Consider the following 15517-nt stretch of genomic DNA (forward strand, 5'->3'; position numbering starts at 1 on the left):
ATGGGGGACCCGACAGTCGAGTTCGACGCTGCCCTGGAGCCGATGGCCTGGGGACGCAACGTCTACACGATCATCCGCGTCCCAGCTGAGCTCGCCGACGCGGCGCGGGACGCGTCGACGCGACGGGTGGCCGGGACCCTCGAGGACCTGGCGGTCAACGTGGGGCTCAACCGGGCGGACGTCATCGAGGACACCTTCGTCTACGCCGGCGCCGGGTTGCAGCGGCGGCTCGGCTTGGGCGCCGGCGCCGTCGTCCGGTGCGCCCTCGCCCCCGTCGACCCGGATCTCATCCCGGTGCCCGACGACGTCGCCGAGGCCCTCGAGCGGAACGGTCGCAGGGACGCGTTCGAGCGCAGGTCCGCCCCCGACCGACGACGCCTACTGGTGCCGGTCGACAACGCCGTACGCCCCGCCACCCGCGCGCAGCGCATCGCCGCCCTGGTCGAGGCTCTCCCGGCCGACTGACCCTGGTGCCCGCCCGGCGTCGGCTCAGCGGCCGCGGCGCCAGACCACGAGCACCCGGTCGGCCGTCCGCGGGTCGCGCAGGGCCGGCAGCCGCGACTGCGGCGCATCAGCGGCGCATGCGGTCGTGGCCGACCTACTGCGCGGCCACCAGCGCCAGCAACCTGTCGCCCACCTGGTGCAACAGGGTCTCGGGAGCCCCGGGCACCGACGGGATGAGGACCATGTCCGTCACGTAGGCCCCACGACGCACCGCGCCGGCCGCAACCACCGGGCCGCGCCCGCTGTGCCTGCCGACCACGATCAGCGCCGGCACGGGCAGGTCGAGGGTCTCGGTGCGGCCGTAGGTCTGCTCGTAGCCCGGTCGTACATCACGGAGGTCGTCGCCGAAGCGGTAGACGTCTCGCAAGCGGATCGTCACCGCACCCCCGGACACCACGAAGTCGCACAGGTCGCCCTCGCTCGTCTTCTTCGTCACGTCAGCGGGCTCGATGGTTCCGAGCGCGCCCGCGAGCTCGTCGACCGTGATCGCCTGGCAGATCCCTTCGGGGAACGCCGCGAGCACCTCGGCAGGCCCGTCGTCGGCCGGCGCAGCCCTCAGCGATGGTGCGGTGGACGACGTCACCGAGGGCGAGGAGGAGACCCGCGACGACTCCTGCGGGTCCTTCGGCGCGCCCGAACAGGCGGACAAGGCGAGCCCAGCCGCCATGACGAGGGAGGTCGCACGGAGCGGGAGCACGACGCGAACGGTATCCCGCTGGCGCGGGCCCGGGCGCCGCGAAGGTCAGTGGCCGCGACGCCAGACCACGAGCGACTGACTCGCCGTCCGGGGGTCACGCAGGGCCGGCAGCCGCGACGGCGGCGTGGCCGGGGGCCGTGACGCCATGGCGAGGCGTAGCGCCTCACGGGTGGCGGACAGCTCGTGGTGCAGCTCCTGGTTGCGGGCGCTGAGGGCGGCGACCTGGTTCTCGAGCTCGAGGATGCGTCGGACGCCCTCGATGCCGATGCCCGCGGCGGTGAGGTCGGCGATCGAGCGCAGCAGCTCGAGGTCGCGGTGGGAGTAACGGCGCCCACCTCCGCCGGTGCGCCCGGGCGTGATCAGCCCGAGCCGCTCGTAGGTGCGCAGCGTCTGCGGGTGCAGCCCGGTCAGCTGGGCGGCGACGCTGATGACGTAGATCGGGGCGTCGGGTGACGGGAGGCTCATCGGGCGTCCTCGAAGAGTCCGGCGCGCAGCGGCTTGCCGGCGGTGGCGGCCCGGTAGGCCTCCACGGCCTCGCGGGCGGCCGGGTCGAGCACCGCGGGCACGTGCACCTCGACGGTGGCCAGCAGGTCGCCCTTGGTGCCGTCGGCCTTGGGGGCGCCCCGGCCGCGGACCCGGAAGGTACGGCCGTTGGGGGTGCCCGGCGGGATGCGCAGGGTGACCGGCGCGCCACCGAGGGTGGGCACCTTGATCTCGGCGCCGAGCGCGGCCTCGTCGAAGGAGACCGGGACGTCGAGGGTGAGGTTGTCGCCGCTGCGGGCGAAGACCCGGTGCGGCGAGACCTTCACGGTGACGTAGAGGTCGCCGGCGGGGCCACCCTGCTCACCGGCCGCGCCCTTGCCGCGCAGCCGGATCCGCTGGCCGTCCTTGACGCCGGCGGGGATGCGGGCCTGGATGGTGCGGGCGGAGGTGCCGCGACCGCTGCCGCGGCAGCTGGGGCACTTGGCGTCGTAGACCAGCTGGCGCCCGCCGCAGCCGGGGCAGGTCTCGTTGATCGAGAACGCGCCACCGACGCCGGCGACGACGTAGCCCGCCCCCTCGCACTCGGGGCAGATGTGCGGCTTGGTGCCGGGCTTGCCGCCGGTGCCGGAGCACGTCGGGCACGCCGCGTCGGAGGTGAGCCGCAGCGAGATGGTCACGCCGTCGAGCGCGTCGAGGAACGAGATCGTCGCGGTGGTCTCGACGTCGTGGCCCTTCGCGGCCCGCCGCCCCTGCTGGGTACGTCGGGGGCCGCCACCTCCGAAGAGGTCGCCGAACATGTCGCCGAGGCCGCCGCTGCCGCCGGCCCCGCGGGCGCGGTCACCGAACAGGTCGTTGAACCCGCCGCCTCCCCCGCCCCCGGGGCCGCCGAACCCGGTGAAGCCACCACCGGACCCATAGAGGCGTCGCATCTCGTCGTACTTGGCGCGCTTGTCGGCGTCACCGACCACGTCGTAGGCCTCGGCGACCGCCTTGAAGGTCTCGAGGCGCTCGTCGTCACCGGGGTGGGTGTCGGGATGGTTGTCACGCGCGAGGCGCTTGTAGGCCTTCTTGATGTCGGCCGCGGGCGCGTCCTTGCTCACGCCGAGCACGGCGTAGAAGTCCTTCTGCGCCCACTCGGGCTTGAAGCCGTCGGTGGTGGCCATCCCTCCTCCTCTCCGCTAGTCGATGATCAGGCCGGGTCGACCACGAGGACCTGCGCCGCGCGGACGACGCGGTCACCGATCTTGTAGCCGGCCTTGGCGATGACCTTGCAGGTCGTGACGGTCACGTCGGGGTCCTCGCCGATGTGGGACAGGGCCTCGTGGATCGTCGGGTCGAACGCATCGCCGACCTCACCGAACTTCTCGAGCCCGGCTGCGGCGACCGTGCGCTCCAGCTGGTCGGCGACGCTCTTGAAGCCGCCGTCGAGCTCGCTGTGCTCACGGGCCCGGTCGATCGTGTCGAGCACCTCGGTGATCGGGGCGAGCGCGGCGTAGGTCGCGTTCTGCTTGACCAGCTCACGGTCGCGCTCGACGCGTCGCTTGTAGTTGAGGTACTCGGCCTGCAGGCGCTGCAGGTCGGCGACCAGCTCCTCGGCGCGGCGCTCGGCCACGACGAGGCGGTCACCAGGCGACTCGGGCTCCAGCGGCGCCTCGACCTCGGTCTCGTTGGCCATGACGCCGTCGCCCCCCGGGTCGGGGGCGGTGGCGGCCGCCTCGGCAGCCGCCACCCCCTCGTCCTCGGGCGGGCCCTCGACGGGCTCCTGGGGGACGTCGGTCACTTGTCGTCGCCAGGCTTCTCGTCGTCGACGACCTCGGCGTCGACCACGTCGGCGTCGACGATGTCGTCGTCGGCCTCACCGGTGGCGCCGGTCGAGCCACCCGCGGCGGCCTGGTCGGCCTCGGCGGCGGCGTACATCGCGGCGCCCATCTTCTGCGACGACTCGTTGAGCTTGCTGATGCCGGCGGTGATGGTCTCCGACGAGGCCTCGGCGTCCTCGAGCGTCGCCTTGAGCGCGTCGACGTCGGCCTGGACCTCGGTGGTGACGTCCTCGGGGATCTTGTCGGAGTTGTCGGCGAAGAACTTCTCGGTCGTGTAGACGAGCTGGTCGGCCTGGTTGCGGGTCTCGACGGCCTCGCGACGCCTGGCGTCGTCCTCGGCGTACTGCTCGGCCTCCTTGACCATCCGGTCGATGTCGTCCTTCGACAGCGCGGAGCCGCCGGAGATCGTCATCGACTGCTCCTTGCCGGAGCCCTGGTCCTTGGCGGTCACGTGGACGATGCCGTTGGCGTCGATGTCGAAGGTGACCTCGATCTTGGGCACGCCGCGCGGGGCCGGCGGGAGGCCGGTCAGCTCGAAGTTGCCCAGCGGCTGGTTGTCGCGCCAGAAGGGACGCTCGCCCTGGGCGACCTTGATCTCGACCGACGGCTGGTTGTCGTCGGCGGTCGTGAAGATCTCCGAGCGCTTGGTCGGGATCGTGGTGTTGCGCTCGATGAGGTTGGTCATCGCGCCGCCCTTGGTCTCGATGCCGAGCGACAGCGGGGTGACGTCGAGGAGCAGCACGTCCTTGACCTCGCCCTTGAGGACGCCGGCCTGCAGGGCCGCGCCGATCGCGACGACCTCGTCGGGGTTGACGCCCTTGTTGGGCTCCTTGCCGCCGAGCAGCTCCTTGACGACCTCGCTGACGGCGGGCATCCGGGTGGAGCCGCCGACCAGGACGACGTGGTCGATCTTGTCGATCGCGACGCCGCCGTCCTTGAGCACGTTGCGGAACGGGGTCTTGGTGCGCTCGAGCAGGTCGGCGGTGAGCTTCTGGAACTCGCTGCGGGTGAGCTTCTCCTCGAAGTGCAGCGGGCCCGACTCGCCGTGGGTGATGTAGGGCAGGTGGATCGTGGTCTCGCTGGAGCTCGACAGCTCGATCTTGGCCTTCTCGGCCGCCTCCTGCAGGCGCTGCTTGGCGATCTTGTCGGCGGCCAGGTCGACGCCGTTGGCGTTCTTGAACTTGGTGACCATCCACTCGACGATCTTGTTGTCCCAGTCGTCACCACCGAGGTGGTTGTCGCCGGAGGTCGCCTTGACCTCGACGACGCCCTCGCCGATCTCGAGCAGGGACACGTCGAACGTGCCGCCACCGAGGTCGAAGACGAGGATCGTCTGGTCGTCGCCCTTGTCGAGGCCGTAGGCCAGCGCGGCCGCGGTGGGCTCGTTGACGATGCGGCTGACGTTGAGGCCCGCGATCTCGCCGGCCTCCTTGGTGGCTTGGCGCTGCGCGTCGGAGAAGTAGGCCGGGACGGTGATGACCGCGTCGGTGACCGTCTCGCCGAGGTAGGCCTCGGCGTCGCGCTTCAGCTTCTGCAGGATGAACGCGCTGATCTGCTGGGGGGTGAAGGACTTGTCGTCGATCGCCTTCTTCCAGTCCTCGCCCATGTGGCGCTTGACGGACCGGATGGTGCGGTCGACGTTGGTGACGGCCTGGCGCTTGGCCACCTCGCCGACGAGGACCTCGCCGGACTTGGCGAACGCCACGACCGAGGGAGTGGTGCGGGCGCCCTCGGCGTTGGCGATGACCGTGGGCTCGCCGCCCTCGAGGACCGAGACGACGCTGTTGGTCGTCCCCAGGTCGATACCGACAGCTCGTGCCATGGTGGTTCCTCCGTGTTGATGGATGAATGCTTCGCGGTGGGGAGTCAGAGAAGTTGAGTCCCGATGGCTCAAGTCTGACACAGGGTCCAACTGACGACCCACCGGGGTTGTTCCCGCTGCCATTCGGGTCGCTACGACGGAACGGCGACCCGCGCGACCTGGGCCACCAGGGCCGCTGTGGCCGGTACGGCGTCGGCACCGGTCCGGAAGGCGAGCCCGACGTGACGCCGTCCGAGCGAGGTCATCGGCACGACCCGCACGTCGGGGTGGCGGTAGGCCGCCAGCGCCGAGGCCGGGAGGACGGTGACCCCCAGCCCGCGCGCGACGAGGTTCTGCACCACGACGTAGTCGTCGGTCGTGTGCCGGATCGTGGGGGTGAAGCCGGCGTCCTCGCAGCAGGCGACGAGGTGGGTCCGGCAGCGCACGCACCCACCGATCCAGTTGTCGTCGGCCAACGCAGCCAGCCCCCTGCGTCCCGGTCCGCGACGTCCGGGCGGGACGACGAGGTGGACCGGCTCGTCGAGCAGCCGGCGCCAGGCGAGCGTGCCGAGGCCCTCGGGCGGGCCGTCGTAGCCGAAGACCAGCGCGAGGTCGGCGTCGCCCGCGGCGACGGCGGCCAGCGCCTCGGGCGGCTCGGCCTCGTCGAGCCCGACCTCGACGTCGGGGTGGGCGGCGGCCAGGGCGCCGATCGCCTCGGGGACCAGGGTCGCCGCGCCGGACGGGAAGGCCACGAGCCGCACGCGGCCGGCCCGCAGCTGGGTGAGCGCGGCGAGCTCCTCCTCGGCGGCGTGCAGCTCGGCGGCGACGACGTCGGCGCGACGCAGCAGGGCCGCACCGGCCTGGGTGGGGGTGACACCGCCGGGGCCGCGCAGCAGCAGCGGGCCGCCGGCCTCGCGCTCGAGCCGCGCCAGGTGCTGGCTGACGGCCGGCTGGGTCCAGCCGAGCTGGCGCGCGGCCGCGCTGATCGACCCCGCCCGGGCCACGGACCGCAGGATCAACATCCGACGAGGGTCGAGGGTCATAAGCAAAGATTATGCCTCGCCTTACGAGGACAGGGATTCCTACGAACGCGCACGGCAGGGAGGCTGGGTCCATGAAGACGATCGGCCTCGTGGGCGGCATGTCCTGGCACTCGACCGCGACCTACTACCGACTCATCAACGAGCAGGTCGCGGCTCGTCTGGGCGGCCACGCGTCGGCGCGCGTCTCGCTGCAGTCGCTGGACTTCGCCGAGGTCCGCGACTGCCAGCTGCGCGGCGACTGGACCGCGTCGGCCGCCCTGCTCGCCGAGGCCACCCGACGCTGCGTCGCCGGGGGCGCCGACCTCGTGGGTCTGTGCACCAACCTGATGCACAAGAACTTCGCCGCCCTCGAGGCCGCGTCCGCCGAGTCCGGTGTCACCGCCGTCCACATCGCCGACGCCGTGGCCGCGGTCGCGCACCGCGAGGGCTGGACGACGCTCGGCCTGCTGGGCGCGCGCTGGGTGATGGAGGAGACGTTCTACGCCGACCGCCTGGCCACCCACGGCATCCGCGTCGTCGTGCCCGACGAGGCCGGACGCGAGCTGGTCGACCGCGTGGTCTTCGACGAGATCACCCAGGGGATCTTCCGCGACGAGTCGCGCGCGGCGTACGTCGACGTGATGCGCGACCTCGCCGACCGGGGCGCCGACGCCGTGGTGCTGGCCTGCACCGAGATCGGCCTGCTCGTCGACACGGCCGACGCGCCGCTGCCGGTGGTCGACTCGGCGGTCGCGCACGCGTCGCTGCTGGTCGACCTCGCGCTCGAGCCGGCCCTGGAGCCTGCGCTCGAGCCGGCGCCGGCCTGACCACGGCGAGCGGTCGACCACGTCACATCCCCACGGGTCTGGGAACAACCACGGCGCGCGTGGTGTGGTCCTAGGCATGGCTACGACCGTTCCGTCCCTGACCCTCAACAACGGCACGACGATCCCCCAGCTCGGGTTCGGCGTCTTCCAGGTCCCACCCGCGCAGACTGCCGACACCGTGACCAAGGCGTTCGCCGCGGGCTACCGCCACATCGACACCGCCCAGATGTACGGCAACGAGCAGGAGACCGGCGTCGCGATCGCCGCGTCCGGCATCCCGCGCGACGAGCTCTTCGTCACTAGCAAGCTCAACAACGGCTTCCACGAGCCCGACGCCGCCCGCCGCGCCTTCGACGACACCCTGGCCAAGCTCGGCCTGGCGCAGATCGACCTGTTCCTCATCCACTGGCCGCTGCCGACGCTCTACGACGGCGACTACGTCTCGACGTGGCGCACCCTGGCCGAGTTCGTCGAGCAGGGCCGGGCCGCCGCGATCGGCGTCTCCAACTTCCAGCCCGCCCACCTCGAGCGGCTCGCCGCCGAGACCGGCATCGTGCCCGCGGTCAACCAGATCGAGGCGCACCCGTTCTTCCTCAACGACGAGGCCCGCGCCGCGACGCACCAGCACGGCGCGCTGGTCGAGGCGTGGTCGCCGATCGCGCAGGGCGCGGTGCTCGACGACGAGACCATCGGCATGGTCGCGGCGGCGCACGACCGCACGGCCTCGCAGGTCACGCTGCGCTGGCACGTGCAGCGCGGCGACATCGTCTTCCCCAAGACGATGTCGACCGAGCGGATGGCGGAGAACTTCGCGATCTTCGACTTCGAGCTGAGCGACGAGGAGATGGCCGCGATCAGCGGCCTCGACCGGGGCGAGGCCGGCCGCACCGGCCCGAACCCCGACACGTTCGACTACGTCCCCGACTGACCCGACCGCCCCGCCCGCCCCGCCCGTCGGGCCTCACTCGTCGAGGGCCCGTCCCCACGTCTCCAGCAGACGAGCCAACCGGCTGCGCTCCAGGTCGCTGAGACCGGAGAGCAGCCGGTGCTCGTTGGCGACGTGCCGGTCGAGCACGTCGTCGACCAGCGCCCGACCCTCGGCGGTGAGCCGGACCCGGCGCGACCGCCCGTCGTCGGCGCACACGCGTCGCTCGACGTAGCCCGCCGCCTCGAGCCGGTCGACCCGCTTGGTCACCGCCCCCGACGTGACCATCGTCGACGCGCCGAGCTCACCCGGGGTCAGCTCGTAGGGCGCCCCCGAGCGTCGCAGCGAGGCGAGCACGTCGAAGTCGCCGTCGCCGAGCCCGGCCTCGGCGAAGACCGGCCGGAGCTCGGCGTGGAGGCGGTCGGCGAGCCGGTGGAGCCGTCCGATGACGCCCATCGGCGAGATGTCGAGGTCGGGCCGCTCGACGCGCCACTGCTCGAGGATGCGTCCGACGTGGTCCGGCTCCGAGTCCATGGCTGGAAGATATCTCACGTGGAAGATACATTGTCTTCCGTGGAAGGCACTTCTGTTCGCACCGTCGCGATCACCGCCGTCGCCCCGCTGGCGTGGGGCACCACCTACCTGGTCACCGAGCAGCTCCTGCCGCCCGGCCGACCGCTGTTCGCCGCGGCCGTGCGGGCCCTGCCCGCCGGGCTGCTGCTGCTCGCGGTCGTGCGGCAGCTGCCCCGCGGCGAGTGGTGGTGGCGCGCCGGGCTGCTCGGCGCGTGCAACATCGGGCTGTTCTTCCCGCTGATCTTCCTGGCCGCCTACTACCTGCCCGGGGGCCTGGCCGCCACCGTGCAGGCCGCCTCGCCGCTCGCGGTCATGCTGCTCGCCCTGCTGCTGCTGCACGAGCGGGCCGGCGCCGTACGCGTCGCGGCCGGGTTCGTGGGGCTCGCCGGCGTCGGGCTGCTGGTGCTGCGCTCCCCCGACGGCGTGACCGCGCTGGGGCTGGCTGGCGCCTTCGGGTCGGTCCTCGTCTCCGCGCTCGGCTTCGTGCTCGTCAAGCGCTGGGGGCGACCTGAGGGGGTCGGCATGCTGACGTTCGTGTCGTGGCAGCTGCTCGCGGGCGGACTGCTACTGGTGCCCCTCGCGCTGGTCGTCGAGGGCGCTCCGCCGAGCCTCGACGCGGGCGCGGTGGGCGGGTTCGTGTGGATCGGGGGCGCCGGCACGATCCTCGCCTACGCGTGCTGGTTCCACGGGCTGAGCCGGATGCCTGCCGGGGCCGTGTCGCTCGTCGGCCTGCTCAACCCCGTCACCGGCACGACCCTGGGGGTCCTGGTCGCCGGGGAGGCCTTCGGCTGGCTGCAGGCCCTGGGGATGACGCTGGTGCTGGGCGGCGTGGTCGCCGGGCAGCGGCGCACCGCCACCGTGGCGCGGGCCACACCGGCGCCCGCCACCGACCCGGAGGTCGCGCTCACGCGCTGAGGCGAGGGCAGGATGGGGCGGTGAGCGCGACCCGAGCCGAGACCGACTTCCGGCTGCGCGACGTCGCGCTGTCGGCGTACGGGCCGACGATCGTGAGCTCGACCGGCTACGGCGCGGTGATGCCGGTCCTGGCGCTGCGCGCACGCGACCTCGGTGCCGACGTCAGCACCGCGGCGGCCGTCGTCGCCGCGCTCGGCGTCGGCATGCTGATCGCCTCGCTGCCCGCAAGCGCCCTGGTCGCCCGGGTCGGCGAGCGCCGGGCGCTCGTGGGCGCCGGGCTGGTCGACGCGGTGGCGATGGTGCTGGGCGCGGTCGCCGGGTCGGTGCTCCTGCTCGGGCTGGCGGTGCTGGTCAGCGGCATGACGTGGACGACGTTCCTGATGGCCCGCCAGGGCTTCATGATCGACGTCGTCCCGTTCAGCCACCGGGCCCGCGCACTGTCGACGCTGGGCGGGTCGCACCGGGTCGGGGTGTTCGTCGGCCCGCTGCTGGGTGCCGGCCTGATCGCGGTCGCCGGCCTCGGCTCGGTCTTCGTGCTCGCCGCCGCGGCGTCCCTGGCGGCCGCGGCCCTGGCCTGGAGGATGCCCGACCTCGGCTCCGAGCGCCGCGAGGCACAACGCGCGCGCGGGCACCTGGGCGTTTGGCGGGTGCTGGCCCAGCACCGCCGCGTGCTGCTGACCCTCGGCGTCGTGGTCGCGGTCATCTCCGCGTCGCGGTCGGTGCGCACCGGGCTGCTGCCCCTGTGGGCCGACCACGTCGGCATCTCCCCCAGCACCACCTCGCTGATCTTCGCGCTCGCCGGGGCGATCGACATCCTGTTCTTCTACCCCGGCGGCTGGCTGATGGACCACCGCGGCCGCACCGTCGTCGCCGTCCCCGTCGTCCTCACCGTGGCCGTCGGCGCCCTGCTGCTGCCGCTGGCGACCTCGGCGTGGTCGGTCGCCGCGGTCGTGGTCCTGATCGCGGTCGGCAACGGGCTCGGCTCCGGCATCGTGATGGTCCTGGGCGCCGACGCGGCACCGGTCGAGGGCCGCGCCCAGTTCCTCGGCGGCTGGCGCCTGTGCGGCGACGTCGGCCTGTCCGGCGGGCCGCTGGTCGTCAGCGCGCTCGCGGCGCTGGCCCCCCTCGCGGTCGCCTGCGTGGCGGTCGGGCTGCTCGGTCTCGCGGGCACCGCGTGGACGGCGTACTGGGTCGGTCGCGAGGACCAGCGGATCAGGAGATCGTGACCCGGATCTCGTTGGACGCCTCACCGGTGTCGGTGTCGAGGACGCGGAAGCGGTTCTCGCCCAGGGCGCTGGCCTGCACGTAGGTCGAGAACGAGCCGCCGTTGACCGGGACCGTCACCGGGAAGTCGGCCCAGGCCCCGGACTGGAACTGCTGGACGCGGAGCACCGCGCCGTCGCCGCCGACGTAGGTGCCGCTGAGGTCGATGGGCTCCATCGCCCCGACCGCGGTCTGCCCGGAGACCAGGGTGATCTTGGTCTCCGGCTCGGCGGGCTTGTCGGAGAACGTCGACGTGGGCGGCGCGGGCTCCGGCACGTCGGAGAGGGTGATGTAGGGGACGGGCTCGGTGGACGTCTCGCTCGGCTCGGGCAGGTAGAGCGTCTCGTTGCCCGTGGCGTCGGCCGTCGACGCATCGCTGCCGGCCAGGCCCGTGGCCTTGCTGGCGACCGCCGCACCGACAGCCAGGACGCCGCCGACGATCACCGCCGTCGCGACCAGGGCCAGCAGGCCCCACAGCACCGGCAGGTCACGGCGCTCGCGCCGGTCGGCCTCGTCGGGCAGCTGCTCGCTCACGCCGCCCATTGTGTGGGACCGGTGATCGCCGGCCAAATGTGAGCCGGCGCCGTCTCAGCGGGGCTCGAGCACCACCACGGGGATCACCCGGTCGGTCGTCGCCTGATAGGTCTCGAAGTCGGCGTACAGCTCCACCAGGCGGGGCCACAGCGCGGCCCGCTCATCGGGACCGGCGACCCGGGCCCGGACCGGACGAGCCCGCTCGCCGCGCAGGTGCACGGTCGTCTCGGGCCGGGCGACGAGGTTGGCCACCCACTGCGGGTCCTTCGGCAGCCCGCCCTGAGACCCGACGACCACCAGGTCGGGCCCGTCGGCCAGGTAGAGCAGCGGGGTCGTGTACGCCGTCCCGCTCTTGCGTCCGACGTGGTCGAGCAGCAGCGTGGGGACGGGCTTGCGGAACCCCGCGCCGATGCGCCACTGAGACCCGATGCGGCCGTCGGTGAGCCGGAAGACGCGGACCTGGGCGCGCGCCATGGCCTTGATGACCTTGGCCGCGGTCGGGCTGGCGAGCGCCTTCTGGCGCTTCTCGCGCTGCTCGGGGGTCAGGTCCGGCACGTCGGGGTCCCGGCTCTCACAGCCCGCGCTTCCAGACGACCTGCTCGTGCAGGCGACGGCTGCGCCAGCCGGCCGGCGTCCGGACGACGTCGTGGTGGTACATCCCGCCCAGCTCGACGATCTTGGTGCCGCCGGCGCCGTCGTCCATCGGCATCGGGTTGTCGAAGTAGGCGCACACCGCCGCCTCGTCGGGACCGTCGAAGGTGATCTCGACCTGGCCGATCGTGTGCATCCGCTTCGGGAAGAAGGCCGGCAGCATCTCGGCCAGCCACGGCTTGACCTCGGCGAACCCCGCGACGATGCCGCCGGACTCGGTGTAGTCGATCTGCGCGTCCTCGGTGAAGACGGTGTCGAGCTTGTCCCAGTCGCCGGTGTCGATGGCGCGCGTGTAGCGCGTGACGACGTCGGCGATCTCCATCCGGTCGCTGATCTCCTGGAGGTCCACACCGCGCACTCTGGCAGATCCAACCCGGAACTGGAACACGTTCTAGTAGTCGGACGGCGCGGGCGACCCCCGCATGTAACTCACCGTTACGACCACTTCCCCGCCGGCCTACGGGCGGGGAAGTCGTCGTAACGGTGAGTTACAGCGGACGCACCCGCGAGGACCTAGCCGAAAACTGAAACACGTTCTAGTCTGGCGGGCGTGAGATTCTCGTACGCCGAAGCCATGACCCAGGCCCACTACTACGCCCCGCTCGCGCAGGCGGCGGAGGCGGCGGGCTACACGTCGATGACGGTCGCCGACTCCTTGATCTACCCCAAGGACTCCGACTCGAAGTACCCCTACACCGACACCGGCGACCGCGAGTTCCTCGACGGCAAGGAGTTCATCGAGACGATGATCCTCTGCGCCCACCTGTTCGCCGTGACCTCGACGCTGCGGCTGACGCCGTTCGTGCTCAAGCTGCCGGTGCGCCCGCCGGTGCTGGTCGCCAAGCAGGCCTCGTCGCTGGCCTTCCTGTCCGGCAACCGGCTCGGCCTCGGCGTCGGCATCTCGCCGTGGCCCGAGGACTTCGCCAACCTCGGCGTCGACTGGGCCAAGCGCGGCAAGCGCATGGACGAGTGCATGGACATCCTGCGCGGCCTGACCACCGGCGAGTTCTTCTCCTACTCGGGCGAGTTCTACGAGGTCGACGAGCTCAAGCAGTGCCCCGGCGCCACCGAGAGGATCCCGCTGCTCGTGGGCGGTCACGCCGACGCCGCGCTGCGTCGCGCCGTCCGCAAGGGCGACGGGTGGATGCACGCCGGCGGCGACGGCGAGGAGCTCGACCGCCTGCTCACCCGGCTCGCCGAGATCCGCGCCGAGGAGGGCGACACCCGCGGGCCCGACGAGTTCGAGATCCACGTCATCTCCTACGACGCCTACACCCTCGACGGCGTCAAGCGCCTCGAGGACAAGGGCGTCACCGACTGCATCGTCGGCTTCCGGGTGCCCTACATCAAGGGCCCCGACACCGAGCCGCTCGACACCAAGATCAAGCACCTCGAGCAGTACGCCGAGTCGATCATCGCCAAGGCCTGACCCGGTGTCCGAGTCGCTCGACCTCACCCAGCCCCTGCAGGACGCCATCGCGCAAGCCGAGGAGCTCATCGCCAACGCGCCGTTCATCCGCACCGAGGCCGACCGCCTCGAGGGCTACGACTACCTCTCCGGCCGGATCCGGATGGCCATGCAGATGGCCTTCGACCACGACCTCGACCGGCCGCTGTTCATCAACCCCACCCACCAGTTCTCCCGCCAGGGGCTCGACAACCCCGACGCGATCTACTTCAACGCCTACCTGCGCGAGGGCGTCGAGTACGTCGTCCGCGGGCGGCGCGGCACGTCGGCCGACCTGTCGTTCCAGGTGATGGGCGGCGCCTACTCGGCGACCTCGGCGGCCACCAGCCTGATGGCCTTCGACGACCGCGAGCTCGAGATCGCCGACGACGGCACCTTCGAGTTCACCTACGTCGCCGAGCCCGGCGCCAAGACGATGATCGTGCGCGAGGTCTTCTGCGACTGGGACACCGAGGAGCGCGGCACCCTCACCATCGAGCGCCCCGACACCATCGACCAGCCGGCCCGCCCGCTGACCGAGGCCCTGCTGCGCAAGAAGTACGAGGTCGCGGCCCGCTCGCTGACCGGCTCGATCCTCACGTGGTTCGAGTTCCCGAAGTGGTTCGAGCGCAAGGAGCCGGTCAACACCCTCACCGCCCCCCAGTCGACCCCCGGCGGCCTGGCCTCCCAGCGCTCGTCGATCGGCCACTACGAGCTGGGCGAGGACGAGGCGATGATCCTCACCGTCCCGCGCTGCGACGACTGCTCCTACCAGGGCATCCAGATCGGCTCGGACTGGTACGCCTCGACCGACTACGAGACCCACCAGACCTCGCTCACCAAGGCCCAGGCCGTCACCGACCCCGACGGCATGATCCGCGTCGTGGTGTCGGAGCAGAACCCCGGCATCGCCAACTGGCTCGAGACCACCGGCCACCGCACCGGCTCGATGATGCTGCGCTGGCAGCGTCTCGAGCGCGACCTCACCCAGGAGGCCGACGGCCCGACGGTCCGGGTCGTGCCGTTCGACGAGGTGGCGCAGCACCTGCCCTTCCACGCCCCGATCACGCCCGCGGCGTACGCCGAGCGCATCGCCGCGCGGCAGCGCGCGGTCGCGCGTCGGATGATCAGCTGACGACACCCCTCGCCAAAAACTAGAACACGTTCTACTGTTCTCCTGATGCGGGCGCCGAGGCCCGCCCTCCACGAAGGAACGTCGCCTTGAGCACCACCGCCGCCGCGCACCAGACCCCCGTCGCCGACGCCTACACGCCTCAGCCGCTGCTGAAGGGCAAGGTCCTGGTGCTCTCGGGCGTCGGTCCCGGCCTGGGTCGGGCGCTGGGCGAGGAGGCGGCCAGGATGGGCGCCGACCTCGTGCTGGTCAGCCGTACCGAGCGGCGCCTGGAGAAGATGGCCGAGGTCGTCCGCTCCCACGGCGGCCGGGCGCTCGTCGTCCCGACCGACATCACCGACGAGGCCTCGCGCCAGGCCCTGGTGGAGAAGTCGCTGGAGGAGTTCGGGCGCGTCGACTGCCTGCTCAACAACGCCTTCGGCATCCCGCCGATGGACCCGATCACCACGATCAAGGTCGAGGACCTGCGCGCGGCCAACGAGACCAACGTCTTCGCGCCGCTGCGCCTGAGCGCGCTCTTCGCCGACGCCCTCGCCGCCACCCACGGCTCGGTGATCATGCTCAACAGCGCGGTGCAGTTCAGCAGCCAGCCCGAGTACGCCGGCTACAAGCTCTCCAAGGGCGCGCTGGCCCACCTGGCCCACTCGCTGGCCACCGAGCTCGGTCCGCGCGGCATCCGAGTCAACAGCGTCGCGCCGTCCTACATCTACGAGGACGTCAACAAGGCCTACTTCGACTGGCTCGCCTCCGAGGCCGGCACCACCCACGAGGACGTCTACGCCGAGAAGGCCGCCCCCTGCGACCTCAAGCGGCTGGCCTCGCCCGAGGAGGTCGCCCGCGCGACGCTCTTCCTCGCCTCCGACCTGGCGTCGGCCGTCACCGGTCAGACCCTCACCGTCGACTGCGGCGAGTTCCACTCCTGA

The 15517-nt window shown here is 72.1% G+C and carries 18 protein-coding genes; 8 read left to right on the forward strand and 10 right to left on the reverse strand.

Going from position 1 to position 15517, the window contains the following annotated elements:
• Positions 1-465, forward strand: a complete 465-nt coding sequence (locus FZC61_RS02470) for a YdeI/OmpD-associated family protein (RefSeq protein ID WP_148612103.1) — start codon at positions 1-3, stop codon at positions 463-465.
• A 133-nt stretch (positions 466-598) separates the two neighbouring features.
• On the opposite strand, the gene FZC61_RS02475 is transcribed toward FZC61_RS02470, so the two are convergent.
• The 6 genes from FZC61_RS02475 to FZC61_RS02500 form a co-directional block, all read right to left on the reverse strand.
• On the reverse strand, positions 599-1201 hold the full coding sequence (locus FZC61_RS02475) for a DUF3558 domain-containing protein (protein WP_148612105.1): 603 nt from the start codon (positions 1199-1201) through the stop codon (positions 599-601).
• 45 nt (positions 1202-1246) lie between these two features.
• Entirely contained in the window at positions 1247-1666 is a 420-nt protein-coding gene (locus tag FZC61_RS02480; RefSeq protein WP_148612107.1) for a heat shock protein transcriptional repressor HspR, read from the reverse strand.
• The gene (gene dnaJ / locus FZC61_RS02485) at positions 1663-2847 is read right to left on the reverse strand and encodes a molecular chaperone DnaJ (protein ID WP_148612109.1); all 1185 of its coding nucleotides are present in this window, start codon (positions 2845-2847) and stop codon (positions 1663-1665) included. The genes FZC61_RS02480 and dnaJ overlap by 4 nt, the downstream gene beginning before the upstream one ends.
• Before the next feature lie 26 nt (positions 2848-2873).
• Entirely contained in the window at positions 2874-3464 is a 591-nt protein-coding gene (grpE, locus tag FZC61_RS02490; RefSeq protein WP_246142473.1) for a nucleotide exchange factor GrpE, read from the reverse strand.
• Positions 3461-5326, reverse strand: coding sequence for a molecular chaperone DnaK (gene dnaK / locus FZC61_RS02495; protein ID WP_148612111.1), 1866 nt, complete (start codon positions 5324-5326; stop codon positions 3461-3463). Before dnaK ends, grpE begins: the two co-directional genes overlap by 4 nt.
• Before the next feature lie 131 nt (positions 5327-5457).
• Complete coding sequence (locus tag FZC61_RS02500) at positions 5458-6327, reverse strand: LysR family transcriptional regulator (RefSeq protein WP_211357045.1); 870 nt, start codon at positions 6325-6327, stop codon at positions 5458-5460.
• 92 nt (positions 6328-6419) lie between these two features.
• Between FZC61_RS02500 and FZC61_RS02505 the strand changes: the two genes are divergently transcribed.
• On the forward strand, positions 6420-7154 hold the full coding sequence (locus FZC61_RS02505) for an aspartate/glutamate racemase family protein (protein WP_148612115.1): 735 nt from the start codon (positions 6420-6422) through the stop codon (positions 7152-7154).
• A gap of 76 nt (positions 7155-7230) precedes the next feature.
• Positions 7231-8082, forward strand: coding sequence for an aldo/keto reductase (locus FZC61_RS02510; RefSeq protein ID WP_148612117.1), 852 nt, complete (start codon positions 7231-7233; stop codon positions 8080-8082).
• A gap of 33 nt (positions 8083-8115) precedes the next feature.
• On the opposite strand, the gene FZC61_RS02515 is transcribed toward FZC61_RS02510, so the two are convergent.
• The gene (locus tag FZC61_RS02515) at positions 8116-8613 is read right to left on the reverse strand and encodes a MarR family winged helix-turn-helix transcriptional regulator (protein ID WP_148612119.1); all 498 of its coding nucleotides are present in this window, start codon (positions 8611-8613) and stop codon (positions 8116-8118) included.
• Between the two features lie 39 nt (positions 8614-8652).
• Between FZC61_RS02515 and FZC61_RS02520 the strand changes: the two genes are divergently transcribed.
• The gene (locus tag FZC61_RS02520) at positions 8653-9567 is read left to right on the forward strand and encodes an EamA family transporter (RefSeq protein WP_246142474.1); all 915 of its coding nucleotides are present in this window, start codon (positions 8653-8655) and stop codon (positions 9565-9567) included.
• 20 nt (positions 9568-9587) lie between these two features.
• Positions 9588-10793 carry an MFS transporter gene (locus FZC61_RS02525; protein WP_148612123.1) on the forward strand — a complete coding sequence of 402 codons (1206 nt, stop codon included), beginning with the start codon at positions 9588-9590 and terminating at the stop codon, positions 10791-10793.
• Here the strand turns inward: FZC61_RS02525 and FZC61_RS02530 are convergent.
• The 3 genes from FZC61_RS02530 to FZC61_RS02540 are packed head-to-tail and all read right to left on the reverse strand — an operon-like array spanning position 10780 to position 12364.
• Complete coding sequence (locus tag FZC61_RS02530; RefSeq protein ID WP_148612125.1) at positions 10780-11364, reverse strand: hypothetical protein; 585 nt, start codon at positions 11362-11364, stop codon at positions 10780-10782. The two genes, FZC61_RS02525 and FZC61_RS02530, sit on opposite strands and share 14 nt — an antisense overlap.
• A gap of 54 nt (positions 11365-11418) precedes the next feature.
• A complete protein-coding gene (locus FZC61_RS02535) occupies positions 11419-11919 on the reverse strand; it encodes a nitroreductase family deazaflavin-dependent oxidoreductase (protein ID WP_246142475.1) in 501 nt (166 codons plus the stop codon).
• A 16-nt stretch (positions 11920-11935) separates the two neighbouring features.
• Entirely contained in the window at positions 11936-12364 is a 429-nt protein-coding gene (locus FZC61_RS02540; RefSeq protein WP_148612127.1) for a nuclear transport factor 2 family protein, read from the reverse strand.
• A 201-nt stretch (positions 12365-12565) separates the two neighbouring features.
• Here FZC61_RS02540 and FZC61_RS02545 point away from each other — a divergent pair, with 201 nt between their 5' ends.
• From FZC61_RS02545 to FZC61_RS02555, 3 genes are all read left to right on the forward strand, one after another.
• Complete coding sequence (locus FZC61_RS02545) at positions 12566-13444, forward strand: TIGR03619 family F420-dependent LLM class oxidoreductase (protein ID WP_148612129.1); 879 nt, start codon at positions 12566-12568, stop codon at positions 13442-13444.
• Positions 13445-13448: 4 nt separating this feature from the next.
• On the forward strand, positions 13449-14597 hold the full coding sequence (locus tag FZC61_RS02550) for a hypothetical protein (protein WP_148612131.1): 1149 nt from the start codon (positions 13449-13451) through the stop codon (positions 14595-14597).
• A gap of 86 nt (positions 14598-14683) precedes the next feature.
• Positions 14684-15517 (forward strand): SDR family oxidoreductase, encoded by an 834-nt coding sequence (locus tag FZC61_RS02555; RefSeq protein WP_211357047.1) that lies wholly within the window; start codon positions 14684-14686, stop codon positions 15515-15517.

It is taken from the genome of Nocardioides rubriscoriae (assembly GCF_008087085.1).
Classification (GTDB): domain Bacteria; phylum Actinomycetota; class Actinomycetes; order Propionibacteriales; family Nocardioidaceae; genus Nocardioides; species Nocardioides rubriscoriae.

Coding starts and splice junctions, on each gene's coding strand:
- FZC61_RS02510 (WP_148612117.1), top strand. CDS start 7,231: ATGGCTACGACCGTTCCGTCCCTGACCCTCAACAACGGCACGACGATC.
- FZC61_RS02505 (WP_148612115.1), top strand. CDS start 6,420: ATGAAGACGATCGGCCTCGTGGGCGGCATGTCCTGGCACTCGACCGCG.
- FZC61_RS02515 (WP_148612119.1), bottom strand. CDS start 8,613: ATGGACTCGGAGCCGGACCACGTCGGACGCATCCTCGAGCAGTGGCGC.
- dnaK (WP_148612111.1), bottom strand. CDS start 5,326: ATGGCACGAGCTGTCGGTATCGACCTGGGGACGACCAACAGCGTCGTC.
- FZC61_RS02480 (WP_148612107.1), bottom strand. CDS start 1,666: ATGAGCCTCCCGTCACCCGACGCCCCGATCTACGTCATCAGCGTCGCC.
- FZC61_RS02500 (WP_211357045.1), bottom strand. CDS start 6,327: ATGTTGATCCTGCGGTCCGTGGCCCGGGCGGGGTCGATCAGCGCGGCC.
- FZC61_RS02470 (WP_148612103.1), top strand. CDS start 1: ATGGGGGACCCGACAGTCGAGTTCGACGCTGCCCTGGAGCCGATGGCC.
- dnaJ (WP_148612109.1), bottom strand. CDS start 2,847: ATGGCCACCACCGACGGCTTCAAGCCCGAGTGGGCGCAGAAGGACTTC.